General features: G+C 36.6%; 18 protein-coding genes. 7 read left to right on the top strand and 11 right to left on the bottom strand.

Features of this window, described 5'->3' with window-relative positions; all coding sequences use genetic code 11:
• Window positions 1-36: 36 nt before the first annotated feature.
• From J4771_RS09200 to J4771_RS09170, 7 genes are all read right to left on the bottom strand, one after another.
• The gene (locus J4771_RS09200; RefSeq protein ID WP_224134713.1) at window positions 37-381 is read right to left on the bottom strand and encodes a hypothetical protein; all 345 of its coding nucleotides are present in this window, start codon (window positions 379-381) and stop codon (window positions 37-39) included.
• Between the two features lie 37 nt (window positions 382-418).
• The gene (locus J4771_RS09195; RefSeq protein ID WP_224134711.1) at window positions 419-796 is read right to left on the bottom strand and encodes a hypothetical protein; all 378 of its coding nucleotides are present in this window, start codon (window positions 794-796) and stop codon (window positions 419-421) included.
• Window positions 797-798: 2 nt separating this feature from the next.
• Window positions 799-1,776, bottom strand: a complete 978-nt coding sequence (locus tag J4771_RS09190) for an endonuclease/exonuclease/phosphatase family protein (protein ID WP_224134710.1) — start codon at window positions 1,774-1,776, stop codon at window positions 799-801.
• 5 nt (window positions 1,777-1,781) lie between these two features.
• A complete protein-coding gene (locus tag J4771_RS09185; RefSeq protein ID WP_224134709.1) occupies window positions 1,782-2,423 on the bottom strand; it encodes a rhomboid family intramembrane serine protease in 642 nt (213 codons plus the stop codon).
• A gap of 5 nt (window positions 2,424-2,428) precedes the next feature.
• Entirely contained in the window at window positions 2,429-4,186 is a 1,758-nt protein-coding gene (gene mutL, locus J4771_RS09180; protein ID WP_224134707.1) for a DNA mismatch repair endonuclease MutL, read from the bottom strand.
• Window positions 4,187-4,258: 72 nt separating this feature from the next.
• Entirely contained in the window at window positions 4,259-4,978 is a 720-nt protein-coding gene (locus tag J4771_RS09175) for a class I SAM-dependent methyltransferase (protein WP_224134705.1), read from the bottom strand.
• An 89-nt stretch (window positions 4,979-5,067) separates the two neighbouring features.
• On the bottom strand, window positions 5,068-7,179 hold the full coding sequence (locus J4771_RS09170; RefSeq protein WP_224134704.1) for a prolyl oligopeptidase family serine peptidase: 2,112 nt from the start codon (window positions 7,177-7,179) through the stop codon (window positions 5,068-5,070).
• A gap of 135 nt (window positions 7,180-7,314) precedes the next feature.
• Between J4771_RS09170 and J4771_RS09165 the strand changes: the two genes are divergently transcribed.
• The 7 genes from J4771_RS09165 to J4771_RS09135 all read left to right on the top strand — a co-directional run bounded on the left by J4771_RS09165 (window position 7,315) and on the right by J4771_RS09135 (window position 13,987).
• The gene (locus J4771_RS09165) at window positions 7,315-7,506 is read left to right on the top strand and encodes a hypothetical protein (RefSeq protein WP_224134703.1); all 192 of its coding nucleotides are present in this window, start codon (window positions 7,315-7,317) and stop codon (window positions 7,504-7,506) included.
• 199 nt (window positions 7,507-7,705) lie between these two features.
• The gene (locus J4771_RS09160; protein ID WP_224134702.1) at window positions 7,706-8,734 is read left to right on the top strand and encodes a PA0069 family radical SAM protein; all 1,029 of its coding nucleotides are present in this window, start codon (window positions 7,706-7,708) and stop codon (window positions 8,732-8,734) included.
• Window positions 8,735-8,957: 223 nt separating this feature from the next.
• Window positions 8,958-10,361 carry a nucleoside recognition domain-containing protein gene (locus J4771_RS09155; protein ID WP_224134701.1) on the top strand — a complete coding sequence of 468 codons (1,404 nt, stop codon included), beginning with the start codon at window positions 8,958-8,960 and terminating at the stop codon, window positions 10,359-10,361.
• An 83-nt stretch (window positions 10,362-10,444) separates the two neighbouring features.
• The gene (locus tag J4771_RS09150) at window positions 10,445-10,837 is read left to right on the top strand and encodes a hypothetical protein (RefSeq protein WP_224134700.1); all 393 of its coding nucleotides are present in this window, start codon (window positions 10,445-10,447) and stop codon (window positions 10,835-10,837) included.
• Between the two features lie 40 nt (window positions 10,838-10,877).
• The gene (locus tag J4771_RS09145; protein WP_224134699.1) at window positions 10,878-12,227 is read left to right on the top strand and encodes a TolC family protein; all 1,350 of its coding nucleotides are present in this window, start codon (window positions 10,878-10,880) and stop codon (window positions 12,225-12,227) included.
• A gap of 84 nt (window positions 12,228-12,311) precedes the next feature.
• Complete coding sequence (locus J4771_RS09140) at window positions 12,312-12,902, top strand: SprT-like domain-containing protein (protein WP_224134698.1); 591 nt, start codon at window positions 12,312-12,314, stop codon at window positions 12,900-12,902.
• Between the two features lie 2 nt (window positions 12,903-12,904).
• The gene (locus tag J4771_RS09135; protein ID WP_224134697.1) at window positions 12,905-13,987 is read left to right on the top strand and encodes a mannose-1-phosphate guanylyltransferase; all 1,083 of its coding nucleotides are present in this window, start codon (window positions 12,905-12,907) and stop codon (window positions 13,985-13,987) included.
• A gap of 50 nt (window positions 13,988-14,037) precedes the next feature.
• Here J4771_RS09135 and J4771_RS09130 read toward each other — a convergent pair whose 3' ends face one another.
• From J4771_RS09130 to J4771_RS09115, 4 genes are all read right to left on the bottom strand, one after another.
• Window positions 14,038-15,003 carry a glycosyltransferase family 9 protein gene (locus tag J4771_RS09130; protein WP_224134696.1) on the bottom strand — a complete coding sequence of 322 codons (966 nt, stop codon included), beginning with the start codon at window positions 15,001-15,003 and terminating at the stop codon, window positions 14,038-14,040.
• Entirely contained in the window at window positions 15,000-15,419 is a 420-nt protein-coding gene (locus tag J4771_RS09125; protein WP_224134695.1) for a SufE family protein, read from the bottom strand. Before J4771_RS09125 ends, J4771_RS09130 begins: the two co-directional genes overlap by 4 nt.
• Before the next feature lie 39 nt (window positions 15,420-15,458).
• Window positions 15,459-16,556, bottom strand: a complete 1,098-nt coding sequence (locus J4771_RS09120; protein ID WP_224134694.1) for a glycosyltransferase family 4 protein — start codon at window positions 16,554-16,556, stop codon at window positions 15,459-15,461.
• Window positions 16,557-16,640: 84 nt separating this feature from the next.
• Window positions 16,641-16,862 carry a uroporphyrinogen decarboxylase gene (locus tag J4771_RS09115; RefSeq protein ID WP_224134693.1) on the bottom strand — a complete coding sequence of 74 codons (222 nt, stop codon included), beginning with the start codon at window positions 16,860-16,862 and terminating at the stop codon, window positions 16,641-16,643.
• Between the last annotated feature and the right edge of the window lie 130 nt (window positions 16,863-16,992).

Here is a 16,992-nt window from a genome sequence, read left to right as displayed (position 1 = left end):
TTACATAAAAAATTGAACGCAAAAACAGATTTTTTTCTAATTTTTTTTCAAATCTTCCTTCACTTTTTCGGCTTCTTTTTCGACCTTTTCGGCTCCTTTTGATGCGGCTTCTTTCAAGTCCTCTCCTGCTTTTTCTAAATGTTCTCCTGCTTTATCAGCAGCTTCATCAATTTTTTCTCCTGCCGTATTTAATTTTTCTTTTGCCTTATCCACGGTCGCATTGATTTTTGCTGAATCAACACCAGTGGTTTTTTCAGTTTCCACAGTCGTTGTTGTAACGGATCCGTCTGGATTTTCTGAAGTTAAAACCTTTGTTTCCGATTGTTTGCAGGCAGTTAAACTTAGGGTCAAAAAACCTGCTGCTAAAAGATAATTTTTCATAATGGTAATTTTAGTGGTGTTTAGAAATTATAAGAAATTACGGGTTTGTCGCGGTTTCAGTCGGTGCAGTTTCAACTGTTTTTTTGTCTTTTTCCTTTTCTGCTTTTTCAGCATCTTCCGTTATTTTCTTTTCTTCCGCTAATTTTTTGTCGGCTTTATCTTTTTCCTCCTTCAAGATTCGTTCCTCTTCCATTTTTTTACGGACTTCTTTTATAGAATCTTGATATTGCTGTGAGGACATTCTAATTTGTCGTGCAATATCCACCGAAATTGCGCCTGCTGAAAACGAGTCCTTTGCAATGGTGTCATAAGGAGGAATAGCGCTTTCTTTCGACGAAATCACGACATCATCTTGTGTGTTTTTTCCACAGGAAAACAAAAAAAACGGGATGTTTAATAAAATTAAATTCTTCATTTTTAATTAATTTTAAATTCGGCAATTACAGGGAAATGATCAGAAACTTTCACCGAGCGGTCCACTTTATAACTTACAGGTTTTATTTCTTTAGAACAGAAAACATAATCAATCCTAATCGGGAATTTATAATCGTGAAAGCTTGTTGAACTTCCCTTTCCCACTTCCATAAAAACATCTCTTAAACCTTTCCCCAAATGATAATATTCGTAAGAATTGGGAACTGAATTGAAATCTCCCGCCAAAATCACCGGATATGGCGAATTGTCGATTGCTGTCCGGATTTCGGCAACTTCTTGCTGATGAACTTTGAAAGTAGGGAGAAGTCTTTTCACAATGAACTTTGCCTTTGCACTATTTGTTTCAAAATCTTCTCCTGGTTTTACTTGTGCTTTATCAAAAGAAAATGGATTCAAATAAACATTCACAAAACGAATTATTTTTCCATTCACATCAATGTCCGCAAAAAATGAATTTCCGTTTCCGGTCTTGGTAAGTTTTCCCTGATTTACAATTTTATATTTTGAATTTAAAGCGACAATTTCATAATCTCTAGTTCTGTTTTCAAATCCCGGAATATTAAATTCGCTTCCATATTCTTGTCCTAAAATAATATCTGCGTTTTGTTTTTCAAGATAGGTATAGTTTAATTTCACATCAACCGCTCCTCCCTTTACGTTATAGGTTACAATTTTAAGATTAGGTGATTCTGCTTTTTTAGCACTAAAATTCACCCATCTTCTTGTCGGGTTAATCAGTATTAATGAAAACATTACAAACAGAAAAGCTCTTTTCTTTCTCAAAATAATCCAGAAAAAAATCATTAAAACATTCATAATCATCAAAACTGGAAAAGCCAAGGAAAGCAAATTAAACCAGGGAAAAACCTTCGGTGGAATATAAGCATTGAGCAAAGTTCCCAACAAGAGAACAATGATGAAGAAATGAGAAACCGTTAAAACAAACCGAAAAATTTTCATTGACGTTAATCAATTCTGTACTGATTGTTCTTCCACATTTTGGCCAAAATAAATCCCACAATTGCACCACCAATGTGTGCGAAATGCGCAATTCCGCCCATTGAACCACTGAAACCTAAGTACAGTGAAATCACGATAATTCCGGGTAAAAGATATTTCGCCTTAATCGGAAACGGAATGAACATGAAAAACAATTTTGCATCAGGAAACATGGTAGAAAATGCTGCAACCACACCGAAAATTGCTCCTGAAGCTCCCATCATTGGGATGGAATATATTTCCTCCAAGCTTGCGCCTTGAGTGATTTCGAAAAAATTCCAGGCACAATTTAGAAGATAGGCTCCAATTCCGCTTAAAAAATAGAGGATAATGTATTTTTTTTCTCCTAAAACTTGCTCCAAAACCGGTCCGAAACTCATCAAAGTCAACATGTTAAAAAGAATATGCGTCAAACCAATTCCCTGTCCTAAAGGCGCATGCATAAACATGTGCGTGATGACTTGCCAAATTCTGAAAAACGGTGAGCCAATGTAATACACCGAAAAAAGTTCATAAAATTTCGGGAATGCCACGAAGTTGGAAACCAAGTAGAAAATCACATTTAAAATGATGATATTTCGGGTAATCGGAGTAAGTTTTGGAAACATAATTTTTAAAATTTATTTTTTAATTCCTCCAACGGAATTTCGATGAAGCATCTTTTTCCGGTTGGTAAATATTCCGGGAAGCCGAGTTCTGTAAAGTCTTTGATGACCTGTTCCGCATCCATTTTATAGAGGAAGTCAAAACGGGATTTACTTTGGTTTTTATTCCATTGGTTTTTGTAAAAATTCATGAATTCTTCTTCCGTTCTGTATTCCAAAATTTCAAAAAGATTTTCCATGAATTTCATGACCTGGGTTTCTTTCAAACCTTCCGGAACGGCGTCAATTCTTAAAACGTTATCATTTGCAATCACCATTTCAAAACCGAGTTCGGGAAGAAATTTCTTAATGGAACGAAACTTATTTTTCTCAATTTCATTCATGTGATATTCCAAAGAAAAAAGCAGCGTGTGTCTTTCATTGCTGATTTTTTTCTTCGCATTTCTTTCGCCCACAACCAAACGGTGCATTCTCCCCAAATCGAGCATCAACGTTTTTCCGCCTTTGTTGAAAAGCCAATAACCATTCGGAAGCCGCATTAAATCCTCATCAAAATCTTCATCTTCAAACAAATTAATTTTCGAAGGTTCTGCTTGGATATTTTGCTGATAAATTTCAGTCATCGCCACTTTTTCGCCGGTGGAAACTTCCTCACGAAACGGATTGTAATTTCTATCTACCGTAATTTCAGGTGTTTTGAAACTTCCTGCATTTACTTTTTGGTGAACAAAAGCGTCAATACTCGAATCTCTGTCGAAATCCAAACTTGGCGCGACATTGTAAATTCCCAAGGATTTTTTAATCGTCGAACGAATCAAAGCGTAAATCAAATTTTCGTCCTCAAACTTCACTTCTGTTTTTTGTGGATGAATATTCACATCAACTTTTTCGGGATCCAACTCCAAGAAAAGAAAAAATGTTGGAATATATCCCGGCAAAAGCAAACCTTCAAACGCATCCTGAACCGCTTTGTTGAAATAGGCACTTCTAAAAAACCTTCCGTTTACAAAGAAAAACTGTTCGCCACGAACTTTCTTCGCTCCTTCAGGTTTTGCGACAAATCCGTTGAGTTTCACCCAACCTAAATCTTCTTTGATGGGAACTAAAAGCGGTTGTAATTTCCGTCCGAAAATTTCAATAATTCTTTGCAGTAAACTCGATTTTCTTAAACGAAAAATAATATCGTCATTGTGGAAAAGTTCGAAATCTAAATTCTCATGAGCGAGTGCAACCCTTTGAAACTCATCAATAATGTGACGAAATTCCACATTATTATTTTTTAGGAATTTTCTTCTCGCAGGAACATTGTAAAAAAGATTTTTTACAGAAAAGTTTGAGCCTTCCGCCGTTTGAATCGGTTCCTGAAACTGAAAACCACCACCTTCAATATAAATATTTGTTCCGGTTTTCGCATCGTGGGTTTTTGTTTTTAACTCCACCTGAGCAACTGCCGCGATGGAAGCTAAAGCCTCTCCACGAAACCCTTTGGTAGAAATTTTAAAAATATCTTCGGTCGTACTGATTTTAGAAGTTGCGTGTCGCTCGAAAGCCAATCTTGCATCGGTATCGCTCATTCCGCTTCCGTTGTCAACAACCTGAATTAAATTTTTTCCGGCATCGCGAATGATGAGTTCGACTTTCGTCGCACCTGCATCAATGGAATTTTCCATCAATTCCTTCACGATGGACGCAGGTCTTTGAACCACTTCACCGGCGGCGATTTGGTTGGCTACATGATCCGGCAAAAGTTTGATGATATCTGACATTTTTTTACAATCCCACAAAAATAACGATAAGTTGCGGGGTTTTGAAAAATTGTTTTAAATAGTTATCTATAATTATTTGTATTTGATTTCGTTGATTTTTACTGAAACTTTTTTAGCGATTTTTTCTTTTAAGTTTCTTTGGTCTGCAAGATGTTTCAACTGAAAATCTCGCTTCTTTCTGATGACCATGAAATGATAATCTTCTTCTTCCCAAATTCCGTATTTCTCAAAAAACACAAGTTCCAAATTGTGTGTTTCCAAATGTTGAATTACCGGGAAAAGATGAACTTCCTGATCGATGACCTGCAAAGTTTCAGGATGGTTAATTCTCGCATAACCAATGTATTGCGGGTTCGGAATATTGATTGCGATTTTTGTTTTATCGGTTGCAATTTTTGCTAAATTTCCAAATAATTCCTCATGCTGTTCCAAGGGAATGTGTTCAATCACATCCATCAAAGTAATGAAATCGAAGTCTGAATTTTTGGGATGATATTTTACAACATCTGCAACATCGAAATGAATATTCTTTTTACTTTTCAGTTCGGTTTTCGCCACAGTGACGCTTTTTTCACTCAAATCAACGGCTTCAATAATTCCGCTTGAAACCTTCTTTGTTAAAAGTTTGGTGAAAATTCCAACACCACAACCAAGTTCCAAAACTTTTGAATCGTCTTTTAATCCTAAACCCATCAATCTTTTGTACAAAGAAATCAACCTTTCATTGGCACCGATTTTTAATTGGCGTTGAACATATTCGTCGTAGAATTCAGCAATATCTTCCTTTTTCATGTGGTAAAAATAAAGAATTTTATTCTTTCAACTTTAAATAAAGAAACTTCCCGTAAATTCAGGAAGTTTCTCAATACCATTACTTTAATCTATTTTTTCAAATTTTTGAAACCCATTTCGAATAAAGCAAAACTCAATAAATCAGCATTTTCGCCAATTACTTGATCAGTGCTTCTTCCTGCACCGTGTCCTGCATTCGTTTCAATTCTTACCAAAATTGGATTTTTACAGCTTTGCTTTTCCTGCAATTCTGCCCCAAATTTGAATGAATGAGCCGGCACAACTCGATCATCGTGATCACTAGTAATTATCATGGTTGAAGGATAGCAAACTCCTTTTTTTACATTGTGAACTGGTGAATAAGATTTCAGATATTCAAACATTTCTTTGTTGTCTTCTGCGGTTCCGTAATCGTAGCTCCATCCAGCTCCAGCTGTAAATTTATTGTAACGCAACATGTCTAAAACTCCAACTCCTGGAAAAGCAACTTTCGCCAAATCTGGACGCATGGTCATTGTTGCTCCCACTAAAAGTCCTCCGTTTGAACGACCTGAAAGCGCCATGAATTCTTTGGAAGTATAACCATTTTTCTGTAAATATTCTCCTGCAGCAATGAAGTCATCGAACACATTTTTCTTCTGCATTTTTGTTCCTGCATCGTGCCATTTTTTTCCATATTCACCTCCACCGCGAATGTTTGGAACGGCATAAACTCCGCCATTTTCCATCCAAATTGCATTGACTACAGAAAACGCAGGTTGCAGACTAATATTGAAGCCACCGTAGGAATATAGAATTGTTGGATTCTTCCCGTTTAATTTAAGTCCTTTTTTGTAGGAAATCATCATCGGAACTTTTGTTCCGTCTTTTGAAGTATAGAAAACCTGTTCTGAAACGTAATTATCTGGATTGAATTTTACCTTTGGCTTTTGGTAAACCTCGGATTTTCCGCTGTCTGCATCGAATTTGTAAATCGTTCCCGGTGTGATATAATTCGTGAAAGAATAATACATTTCCTTTTCTTTTTCTTTTCCGCCAAAACCACCTGCGGTTCCAATTCCCGGTAATTGAATGTCGCGAACTAATTTTCCATCAAAATCCATTTGCTTCACATAAGTTACCGCATCTTTCATATATTTTGCAAATAGGTAACCTCCTCCTGTTGAAACACTTAACACGTTTTCAGTTTCAGGAATCACGTCAATCCAAACATCAGGATTGTTGATGTTGAATTTCACCAAACGCATATTCGGCGCGTTTTTATCTGTTAAAGCGTAAATGAAATCGCCTTTAGAATCCACAAAATCGGTATTGTAATCATATCCTTTTTGAATCGGAATGAAATCTGAATTTTTAGTTAAATCGTTGATGTACAATTCATTTCCGTTTGTTGCTTCCGAGGCGCTTAAAATCTGATAGCGCTCATCTTCAGAAACGCCGATTCCCATGTATCTTCTCTTGAAGTTTTCGCCGCCAATAATCAACTTGTCTTCAGATTGCTTTGTTCCCAATTTGTGGAAATACACTTTGTGGGTATCTGTCTTTGCAGAAAGTTCGCTTCCTTTCGGTTTGTCATAGCTTGAGTAGAAAAATCCTTCGTCGCCCAACCAAGAGGTTCCTGAAAATTTCACATCAACCAAGGTTTCGTCGATTTTTTCTTTAGTTAAAGCATTGAGAATGATGATTTTATTCCAATCACTTCCTCCTTCTGAAATTCTGTACGCTACTAAATTTCCTTTTTTATTGAAAGAAACTCCCGCCAAAGAAGTCGTCCCTTTTTCAGAAAACTTATTCGGGTCTAGGAAAACCTCGGTCTTTCCGCTTTTGTCGGTTCTGTATAAAACCGATTGCGCCTGAAGTCCGTCGTTCTTATAAAAATAAGTGAAATCTCCTTCCTTAAAAGGTGCACCAATTTTTTCGTAGTTCCAAATATCCTTCAATTGCGAACGAATTTCTTCACGGAATGGAATCTTCGCCAAATAATCATTGGTGAATTTCACTTCACGCTGTACCCATTCTTTGGTATCTTCGGCACGGTCATCTTCCAACCAACGATAAGGGTCTTGAACTTTTGTCCCGAAATAGTCATCGGTTTGTGAAACTTTTTTGGTTTCAGGGTACTTTAAGTTTGTCATTTTCTGAGCACTGAAATAAGTTACAGCGAGAGAAGCCACTGCAACTGAAAACATTTTTATCTTCATTAGACTTTAATTTTCTCAAAAATATATATTTTAAACCATTTTATGGAATTAAGGACAAATATTAACAAACTTTAAAATTTTAGATTATTGAAAGGGAATAAATTTTGCTTAACTTGGTCGAGCAAACTATTTAATATGAAAAAAGAGACAGGAATTTTATTAGCGGGAAGCTTGGGTGTCCTCATTGGATTAGGAATTTTCGGCATCAGAAAGTTTTTATCGAAGAAACACAAAGAATATCATGATTACTATTCAGATTTTCACCTTCATTTCGACAAAAGATATAGGGACGAACATCACGGTGTGGAATTTTTAGCGATGCAATAAAACTTCACGAAAATATAACTTCATCCTGATTTCTATGATTTCAGGATTTTTTGTGGAAAAGTTACGTGTTAACGTGAATTGTTTTTTTACATAACCCAATAATTTTGCTTTCTGCTTTCTGCTTTCTGCTTTCTGCTTTCTGCTTTCTGCTTTCCGCTATCAATTATCACTCATCAATTATTAATATTACTCATCATTCATGAAAAAAGGTCAAGGCGCACAGAAAAATGAAATTAACCGCTTCGACCGATATACTTTTGAAGCGGAAGATGAAGATTTTGAAAAAGTGAAAACATCTTTCACCGAAGTTTTTCCGAAAACCATTGTGAACGAGGTGAAAAGTCCCGATTTGCGGATGGAATATTCCATGAATCCTTATCAGGGTTGTGAACACGGCTGCTCTTACTGTTTTGCAAGACCGACGCATGAATATTGGGGATTTTCTGCGGGTTTGGATTTCGAGCGGAAAATAATGGTGAAGAAAAATGCGCCGGAACTTCTCGAAAAATTTTTTCAAAAAAGAAATTACGTTCCAAAAACCATTATGCTTTCAGGCAATACCGATTGTTATCAACCTGCCGAAAGACAATTTGAAATCACCCGAAAAATTTTGAAAGTTTGTTTGGATTATCGGCATCCCATTTCTATTTTAAGTAAAAATGCTTTGGTTTTGCGGGATTTGGACCTACTAAAACCGATGGCTGAACAAAATTTGGTTTCTGTTGGTTTGAGTATTCCTACCATCAATGAAGAAATTCGCCGAAAAATGGAACCAAGAACCTCATCAACTTACAACAAATTAAAGGCGATTGAAATTCTTTCTGAAAACCAAATCCCAACAATGGCAATGGTTGCACCCGTAATTCCTGGTTTGACAAGTGATGAAAGTTTAAACATTTTGAAAACCGTTTCCGAAGCGGGAGCACAAACTTTTGGTTATAGTCTGATTCGGTTGAACGATACCGTTGAACCTGTTTTTGTGAATTGGATTAATGCTAACTTTCCTGACCGTGCGCAGAAAGTATTGAATTTAATCCGTTCGATGCGGGGCGGAAAATTAGGCGAAAAAAGATACCACGAACGATACAAAGGTGAAGGAAATATTGCGGAAATGATTCACAACACTTTCGCTTTGGGTCGAAGAAAATTTTTTGCTGATAAAGAAATGCCGAAGCTTTCCTCAGAAAATTTTACTGGAACAAAAACACAACAATTACGTTTATTTTGATTCCATAATTTGAATATGGATATTGGATGTCGCCGCTTCGCGGCTCATTTGCTTGTAATTTCTTTTCATTCAAAGGGCTTCACCCTTTGCTATTGATTCCGCCGCTTCGCGGCTCCGCAACCATTATGTTTGCGATGGTTTTCTTTTCTCGGCTTCAGACTTCCAACTTCCCGCTTTCTGAAAACAAACTTTTTAGCTACATTTACTCAAATTTTTTGAGCAAATGGTTTTAAGCAGAATTTGGAGCGCCTTTATCATCGTCGCAATTTTGGTGGCAAGTGCAAAATATTTATTCTCGGATAATTACAAGGCGATTTACAACGACATGGTAGTCGGAAAAAGTGGCGACACCGTACAAATCGCAACCAAAAATATCAACGAACTGAATCCTGAAATTAAGAATTCACTTTTATTAAAGCCAACTTTCGACGATAACCGAATTCACTACAAAACCGATTCTGCAAAATCTGTAGTGAAAGTTTATCGGGTTCAAGAAACCGACGGCGTGATTGGAACCTCCGAAACTGCGGTGAAAATCTGTTTAGGCTTGATTGGCATTATGACGCTCTTCATGGGTTTCATGGGAATCGCAGAAAAAGCGGGCGGAATCAATTTGCTTTCTCGATTTATACAACCATTTTTCTCCAGACTTTTTCCTGAAATTCCAAAAAACCATCCTTCTTTTGGTCACATGTTGCTCAACTTTTCCGCCAATCTTTTAGGTTTGGATAATGCCGCAACTCCTTTTGGTTTAAAGGCGATGGAAAGCTTGCAGACTTTAAATCCAGATAAAGACAAGGCGAGTAATTCCCAGATTATGTTTCTCTGTCTTCACGCAGGAGGATTGACTTTAATTCCTGTGTCCATCATTGCAATCCGTGCTTCGATGGGTTCTCACACACCGACCGATATTTTTCTTCCGTGCATGATTGCTACTTTTGCGGCAACAATGGCGGCAATGTTGATTGTTTCAATTTATCAGAAAATCAATTTATTTCAGCCGGTTGTCATTGCTTATTTAGGTGGAATTTCTGCCATCATCGGACTACTTGTGGTTTACCTTGTGAATTTAAGTAAAGAAGGCCTCGATGATTTCAGTAAATTATTGAGTAACGGAATCATCCTTCTCATATTTTTCGCCATCGTTCTCGGAGCGATCTATAAAAAGATTAATGTTTTCGATGCCTTTATTGAAGGTGCAAAAGAAGGTTTTTGGACCTGCGTTAAAATCATTCCCTATTTGGTCGGGATGTTGATTGCAATTTCTTTGTTGAGAACTTCAGGAGTTTTTGACGTGATTATCGATGGGATGAAATGGGTTGCAGCCGTGGTAGGTTTCGACACGAGATTTGTGGACGGACTTCCAACCGCTTTGATCAAACCTCTTTCAGGAAGTGGAGCGAGAGGAATGATGGTGGACACGATGCAGACTTTCGGCGCGGATAGTTTCCAAGGAAAATTGGCGGCGGTTTTACAGGGAAGTTCGGATACGACATTCTATGTGATCGCGGTGTATTTTGGAGCTGTTGGAATTAAAAACACGAGATACACGGTAACCGCGATGCTTTTGGCAGATTTGGTGGGAATTATTACTTCAGTGGTTTTGGCTTACGTCTTTTTTGCCTAATCTCTCGCAGATTTTGCAGGTTACTCAGATTTCTTTATAAAAAAACTTGAAACTTTGACCTTGAAATATGAAACAAAAAAATTATGATTCACGATAAAGACTACATCATCCGAATAGTAAAACAGTTCTCCGAAATGTTGGCGACTTTGCTATTAGGGAAAAACGAGGGAACGCTTCCGGAAGAACAACAACGGATTTTCGAGACGAATATGAATGATACCTTCAAAATGCCTTTCGAGGAATTGGCGTCGAAATCTTCTGATGAAATTATTGCCTTGGTTGATACAAAAGACAGTTCACACCACGTTCCCTATTTCGAACTTTTGGGACATTTGTTTTACTTTAAAAACAAGGAAAATCCAAATAAAGATTTTGCTGAAAAAGCGAAAACTTTCTACGAAACCTATCTTCACAGAAGTGGAATTTTCTCCATGCCGATTATGTCGAGAATTGGTGAATTGAAGAATTCTTTGTAACATTTTTCTGATTCCGTCGTCTAATTCATTAAAATTCTTAATGAAAAGATTTGCGGTTTTAACGTTGAGCTTGATTTCCTTTGTCGCCTTTTCGCAAAAAAAATGGTCTTTGGAAGAGTGTGTGAATTACGCCGTAGAAAACAATCTGCAGGTAATTCAAAATCAATATTCGAAAAAGAGTCAGGACAATTCTTTACAGATTGCAAAGCGCGAATATCTTCCTTCAGTTTCTGGCAATATTAATAACAATGCGACTTTCGGACAGGGAAGAGATATTTTTGGAAATTCCAATCGTAACGACAATTTCAGCAACAGCGCAAATGTGGGAGCAGATATTTTAGTCTTTAATAACGGTAGACTTGAAAAAAATATCAGAAAAACAGAGTATGATGTTCAAGCAAGTCAGTTTGATTTGGAACGAGTTAAAAATGATATTTCGCTACAAATTGCACAACAGTATTTGTCCGTCCTTCTGAATCGGGAAATCACCAAAATTTCTGAAAGCGCACTTGAAAATGCAGACAAACTTTACAAAAGAGCCAAAATAACCACAGAAGTCGGAACAACTCCCAAAACAGTTTTAGCGGAAGCGGAAGCAGCTTTGGCAAGAGAAAAACAAAACGTGAAAACCGCAGAAATCAATACCAATCGAAGTTTATTTTCTTTAGCGATGTTATTGCAACTTTCTGATTATAAAAATTTTGACATTCAAGACGTTCCTTTAAATTCTGTTTTAGATGCACCTTTATATTCTGCGGAAAACATTGTTAATCAAGCTTACGAAAATCAACCACAAATAAAGGCGGCAGAAACAAGAATCAAATCCGCTGAAGCACAAACCGAAATTACAAAAACCGCATTTTGGCCAACTGTAACGGCGAATGCGGGAATCGGAACTTCTTACTTCAATTCCTTGGTAACCAATTATGCAGGAGTTGACATCAACGGAAACCCTATTAAAGAAAGTGGTTTTTTCAAACAATACAAAGATAATTTCGGGCAGCAATTAGGTTTGTCTGCAAATATTCCCATCTTTAATAAAGGAATTACGCGGCTAAATGTTGAGCAATCAAAAATCAATGAAGAGATTGCGAAAACCACTTTGCAGCAACAGAAACAGGAGGTTTTGCAAAATGTTCAAAAAGCCCAATTTGATGCCGAAAGCAATTACGAAGCTTATCTTGCCGCGATGGAAGCCGAAAAGAGCTCAAGACTTGCTTTAGATTTTGCCGAAAAAAGTTACGAAGCCGGAAGAACCACGATTTACGATTTGAATGTAGCTAGAAATAATTACGCAAACGCTCAAGGTTCTGTTGCGCAGGCTAAGTACAACTATCTTTTCAGTATGAAGCTTTTGAATTTTTATGCAGGAATTCCCTTATCTTTATAGAAATTAATTTAGAAACACGAAAATTCCACTTCTTTGAAGGGATGTATTCTGAACAAAGTTCAGAACACGGGGTAGCTTTAGCATATGTCAGTTTCACTTTTAGAAAAATATCTTCCCGAAAAAACTTTGCCCTTTTTAAGAAAATGGTTTGGTGAACATTATATCCACATCAAAATCACAAAAGGTAGAAATTCCAAATTGGGCGATTATCGCAAAATGCCCGACAAATCTCATCAAATCACCATTAATTCTACGCTTCAACCGCAACTTTTCTTTTTTGTTTTAACGCACGAATTGGCACATCTGATTGCTTTCGAAAAATTTGGCAGACGAATTTCTCCTCATGGTTCGGAATGGAAACAGACTTTTCAGGAAATGCTTTTGGAAAGTATATCAATTTATTCCGAAGATTTAAAACCCATTATTTTAAATTTTTCAAAATCACCGAAAGCCAATTTCATGGCAAGTCCCGATCTGGTAAGATATTTCCACATTGAAGATTACGAGGATGAAAGCTCTTATATTGAAGACTTAACTATAAATGACCGTTTCATTTATCGCAAACAAACTTATATCCTGCAAGAAAAGCTTAAAAAAAACTATCTTTGTCAAAATCTCGACAACGGAAAAAAATATATTTTCAAACCTTTGGCGAGAGTAGAAATTGCAAGTTAATTATGTCTAAATCAAATTATTACTGCGTCATTATGGCAGGAGGAATCGGCAGCAGATTTTGGCCGATGAGTACCCAAAAATATCCAAAACAATTTCAGGATATTTTAGGAACGGGTCGCACGATGATTCAGCAAACCTACGACAGAATCAGTCAAATTGTTCCCAAAGAAAACATTTTCGTCATCACCAATAAGGAATATGTTTCGTTAACAGAACAACAATTACCGGAACTAAAACCTGAAAATATTGTTGGCGAACCGATGATGAAAAATACGGCAGCTTGCAATATCTACATGGCTAAAAAAATCGCCGACCTCAATCCCAGTGCAAACATGATTGTGCTTCCTGCCGATCACCTGATTTTAAAGGAAAACATTTTTTTGCGAAAAGTAGAATTGGCTTTCAACCTTGCTGAAAAAAACGACTACCTCATCACTTTAGGAATTAAGCCAACTCGTCCCGATACAGGTTATGGCTATATTCAGTTTGTCGAGAAGAAAAATTCGGAATATTTTAAGGTGAAAACGTTTACCGAAAAACCCGATTTAGAAATTGCCAAAACCTTCCTGGAAAGCGGTGATTTCCTTTGGAATGCAGGAATTTTTGTGTGGAACGTAAAATCAATTTTGGCTGCTTTCGATAAATATTTGGAAGAAATGTCGCAGCACTTTCAAAGTTGTGAATATAATTCCAAAGGCGAATCGGCATGTATCGACCTCATTTACCCGAAGGTCAACAAAATTTCCATCGACAACGGAATTCTGGAAAAAGCGAAAAATGTTTACGTGATTCCAGCCGATTTGGGGTGGAGTGATTTAGGAACCTGGACTTCAGTTTATGAAAACGCCGAAAAAGACGAAGAGAAAAACGCGATTAAATCCAAACACGTCCTCACCTACAACTCCAAAGGAAATATTGTTCGACTGAAAAATAAAAACAAAGCTGCAATTATCGATGGTTTAAAAAATTATATTATTGTGGATACCGAAAAAGCACTATTAATTTGCCCAAGAGATAATGACCAGTTGATTAAGAAATATATTCAGGATTTGAAAACGTTGAAAAAGGGCGAAAAGTTCATGTAATCTTTGACACAAAAAATAAAAATCTTTCATTAGTTTGAAAGATTTTTTAGTTATATCTTGTTGATAATCTGTTGAATATTAATTTCTTCCAAGCAAGCCCAGTCGCCGCGATAACATTCTTTGTCTCCAAAAACAGAGCAAGGTCTGCAAGTTAAATCCTTGATTTGAACCACGTCATTTTCGCTTTGTCCATAACCGAGAAATCCTGCAAAAGGATGGGTTGAACCCCAAATCGAGACGCATCTAGTTCCCATTAAACTCGCCAAATGCATATTCGCAGAATCCATGGAAATCATGAGTTCCAGTTCTGCAATTTTTTCAAGCTCCTGTTTCAAAGAAAGTTTTCCTGCAAGGTTTTCCGAATTTGGGATTTCCTTTTGCCAATTGCTCAGAATTTCTACTTCATTTTTTCCTCCGCCAAAAAAGGAGATTTTGTGTTTTGATGAAAGGATTTTTGCAACTTCAAAAGATTTTTCCAATGGAAGCATTTTCCCTTTGTGTTGTGCAAAAGGCGCAATTCCGATTCCTGACTTTTCAATATTTTTTGGTCGTAATTGATTCGAAAGTTCAACGTTAAAGCCCATTTCGCGGAAAACATCAGCATAACGTTCCGTAGTTTGTTTCAGTTGCTTTTTTTCGAGATTCCAAACGTCAGTCAGTTCCTCCTTTTCCTCTTTTCCTTTATTGATTTTAAAGACTTTAAAACCTTTTCTATTGAAGATTCTGTCTAAAATTTTTGCTCGAATAACATCGTGTAAATCAGCAATGTAAGCTGGATTAAATTCTTTGGTCAACTCATTTGCCAATCGACGCATTCCGGAAATTCCTTTGTAATCGTCAACATTGATTCCTTTGAAAATAAGGTTTGGAATTCCATCGAATAAATCTGAAAAATTTTTCCTGGAAACCATCACGATTTCAACATCAGGATTTTGCTCCAAAAACTCTGTAAAAACGGGAACGGTCATCGCAACATCCCCAAAAGCAGAAAAACGATATGCTAAAATCCGATTCATTTTTTCAGCTGAAACGCCACAGCGTAGAACTTTATTTGCTTTGTCATCGCCATTAAACCATTGGCTCTGGATGGTGACAAAAATTCCTGCAAACCGATTTCCGAAATAAAATCAAAATCGGATTCCAAAATTTCTTGGGTAGAATGTCCGCTGTAAACTGAAACCAAAAGCGAGACAATTCCTTTCGGTAAAATTCCATCTGAATCGGCGTTAAAAAACAATTTTCCGTCCTTGAAATCGGCATCAATCCACACTTTTGACTGACAACCTTTAATCAGGTTTTCCTCGGTTTTTTTGTCTTCGGGAAGACCTTTCAACTCTTTTCCGAGGTCGATAATATATTCGTATTTCTGCTCCCAATCTTCAAGAAAGGCGAATTCATCAACAAGTTCTTGCTGTTTTTCTTTGATGGTCATCTTCGAATTATGATTTTTACAAAGGTAAGAATTTCACCTTTAGAAATGTTTTTGCGTAACTTTTCTGAAAAGCGCTAAAATTTTTGGCTCTTCCTTTTCCCAACAAAGTTCGGTTGCTGCTTTATTTAAAGCATCTTCGTAGAAAATTTTTCCGCGCTCCAAAACGATGTTTACTTTTTCAGCAAGTTCGTTGTGGCTGTTTATTTTTTCACCCACCTGAAAACGGTTAATCACTTTTCCCATTTCAGGAAAATTAGATACCACAACTGGAACTCTCGACTGAATATAATCTGAAACCTTATTCGGCATGGAATAGAAATAACTCAATCCGTTGTTTTCTTCGATGCTTAAACCAACGTCTGCTTTTTTGGTGATTTCACGAAGTTTTTCGGGTAAAAGTTTTCCTAAAAAGTTTACCTTTTCTTGCAAACCAAAAGTTTTAGTTAAAGCAAGATATTCTTCTTTTTTAGGACCGTCTCCACAAATCCAAAACTCGGCATTTTCAATTTCTTCCATCGCAGGAATCATCTTGTCTAAACCGCGTGAAGGATTGATAACGCCTTGATAAAGAATGATTTTCTTTAAATTTATTTCAGAATAATTCTGCGGATTTTCAATTTTAACGGGAAAGTTTTGAACAACCGTTGGTCTTTCAATTCCGTAAGTTTTGGCAAACCAATCGGCGTAGCTTTCACTTGCGGTCATCACGAATTTCAGTTTGGGAACGATGAATTTCTCTAAAATCCTCCAAATTTTTTGCGTAAACCTCCCGTTGATTGCGGGCATTTCCGTAAAAATCTCGTGACTGTCGAAAACTAAGGGAATTCTTAATTTTTTTGAAACCAAATAGTTCGCTAAAAGCGTGTCCAAATCGTTGGAAAGAAGAATCGTGTTTTTATCGGCTTTTTTCAGAAGCTCTTGATACAATTTCCAATTAAATTCGGGATAGGCAAGTTTTAAAGATTTTGATTTTAAAGAAATTCTTGAAAAAGGATATGGCCGCTGCATTTCCGGAAGTCCGCCCCAATTATTTCCGATAAGTTCAATATCGTAACCCGCTTCGGATAAAGTTCTGCAAACCTTTTCTACACGTTGGTCTGTATATAAATTATTGAAAACGCTTACTAAAACTTTCATTGCCGAAATTTAGATAAAATAATTGTAAATGAAAGATTTTTGGTGATGGGTTCATCGCCAAAGCTGATTGATGAAAGCTGAAATCTATTCCCCTTTCTTCAACAAATGATAAGCCTGAATCACGCACAGAATCGCATTCGGAATAATAATCGGCCACAAATAATTGCTGAAAACCCCGTAAATCACAAAAAGAATACAGCCCACTAAATTGACGATTCGGATTTTTTTGATGTCTTTAAGAACAAAACTCAAAACCACGAAAAAAGACGCGCCGTAACCGATAAAATTGGTAATTTCAGGACTCATAAAAATTATTTTTGGGGTGACAAACCTAATCATTTTCAGTGAAATGAGGAAATCTTTTCTGCCATAAAGTCATTATTAGTTTTTGGTAAAGTATTTGTAACTTTGGTATGGACTTTAAAGATTTTTTCTA

It is taken from the genome of Candidatus Kaistella beijingensis (assembly GCF_020084865.1).
Classification (GTDB): Bacteria; Bacteroidota; Bacteroidia; order Flavobacteriales; family Weeksellaceae; genus Kaistella; species Kaistella beijingensis.
This window is presented reverse-complemented; position numbering and strand designations above follow the sequence as displayed.

Coding starts and splice junctions, on each gene's coding strand:
- J4771_RS09155 (WP_224134701.1), top strand. CDS start 8,958: ATGGTTTTAAGCAGAATTTGGAGCGCCTTTATCATCGTCGCAATTTTG.
- J4771_RS09130 (WP_224134696.1), bottom strand. CDS start 15,003: ATGAATCGGATTTTAGCATATCGTTTTTCTGCTTTTGGGGATGTTGCG.
- J4771_RS09200 (WP_224134713.1), bottom strand. CDS start 381: ATGAAAAATTATCTTTTAGCAGCAGGTTTTTTGACCCTAAGTTTAACT.
- J4771_RS09195 (WP_224134711.1), bottom strand. CDS start 796: ATGAAGAATTTAATTTTATTAAACATCCCGTTTTTTTTGTTTTCCTGT.
- J4771_RS09185 (WP_224134709.1), bottom strand. CDS start 2,423: ATGTTTCCAAAACTTACTCCGATTACCCGAAATATCATCATTTTAAAT.
- J4771_RS09135 (WP_224134697.1), top strand. CDS start 12,905: ATGTCTAAATCAAATTATTACTGCGTCATTATGGCAGGAGGAATCGGC.
- J4771_RS09120 (WP_224134694.1), bottom strand. CDS start 16,556: ATGAAAGTTTTAGTAAGCGTTTTCAATAATTTATATACAGACCAACGT.
- J4771_RS09145 (WP_224134699.1), top strand. CDS start 10,878: ATGAAAAGATTTGCGGTTTTAACGTTGAGCTTGATTTCCTTTGTCGCC.
- J4771_RS09175 (WP_224134705.1), bottom strand. CDS start 4,978: ATGAAAAAGGAAGATATTGCTGAATTCTACGACGAATATGTTCAACGC.
- J4771_RS09160 (WP_224134702.1), top strand. CDS start 7,706: ATGAAAAAAGGTCAAGGCGCACAGAAAAATGAAATTAACCGCTTCGAC.
- mutL (WP_224134707.1), bottom strand. CDS start 4,186: ATGTCAGATATCATCAAACTTTTGCCGGATCATGTAGCCAACCAAATC.
- J4771_RS09190 (WP_224134710.1), bottom strand. CDS start 1,776: ATGAAAATTTTTCGGTTTGTTTTAACGGTTTCTCATTTCTTCATCATT.
- J4771_RS09150 (WP_224134700.1), top strand. CDS start 10,445: ATGATTCACGATAAAGACTACATCATCCGAATAGTAAAACAGTTCTCC.
- J4771_RS09125 (WP_224134695.1), bottom strand. CDS start 15,419: ATGACCATCAAAGAAAAACAGCAAGAACTTGTTGATGAATTCGCCTTT.
- J4771_RS09165 (WP_224134703.1), top strand. CDS start 7,315: ATGAAAAAAGAGACAGGAATTTTATTAGCGGGAAGCTTGGGTGTCCTC.
- J4771_RS09115 (WP_224134693.1), bottom strand. CDS start 16,862: ATGAGTCCTGAAATTACCAATTTTATCGGTTACGGCGCGTCTTTTTTC.
- J4771_RS09170 (WP_224134704.1), bottom strand. CDS start 7,179: ATGAAGATAAAAATGTTTTCAGTTGCAGTGGCTTCTCTCGCTGTAACT.
- J4771_RS09140 (WP_224134698.1), top strand. CDS start 12,312: ATGTCAGTTTCACTTTTAGAAAAATATCTTCCCGAAAAAACTTTGCCC.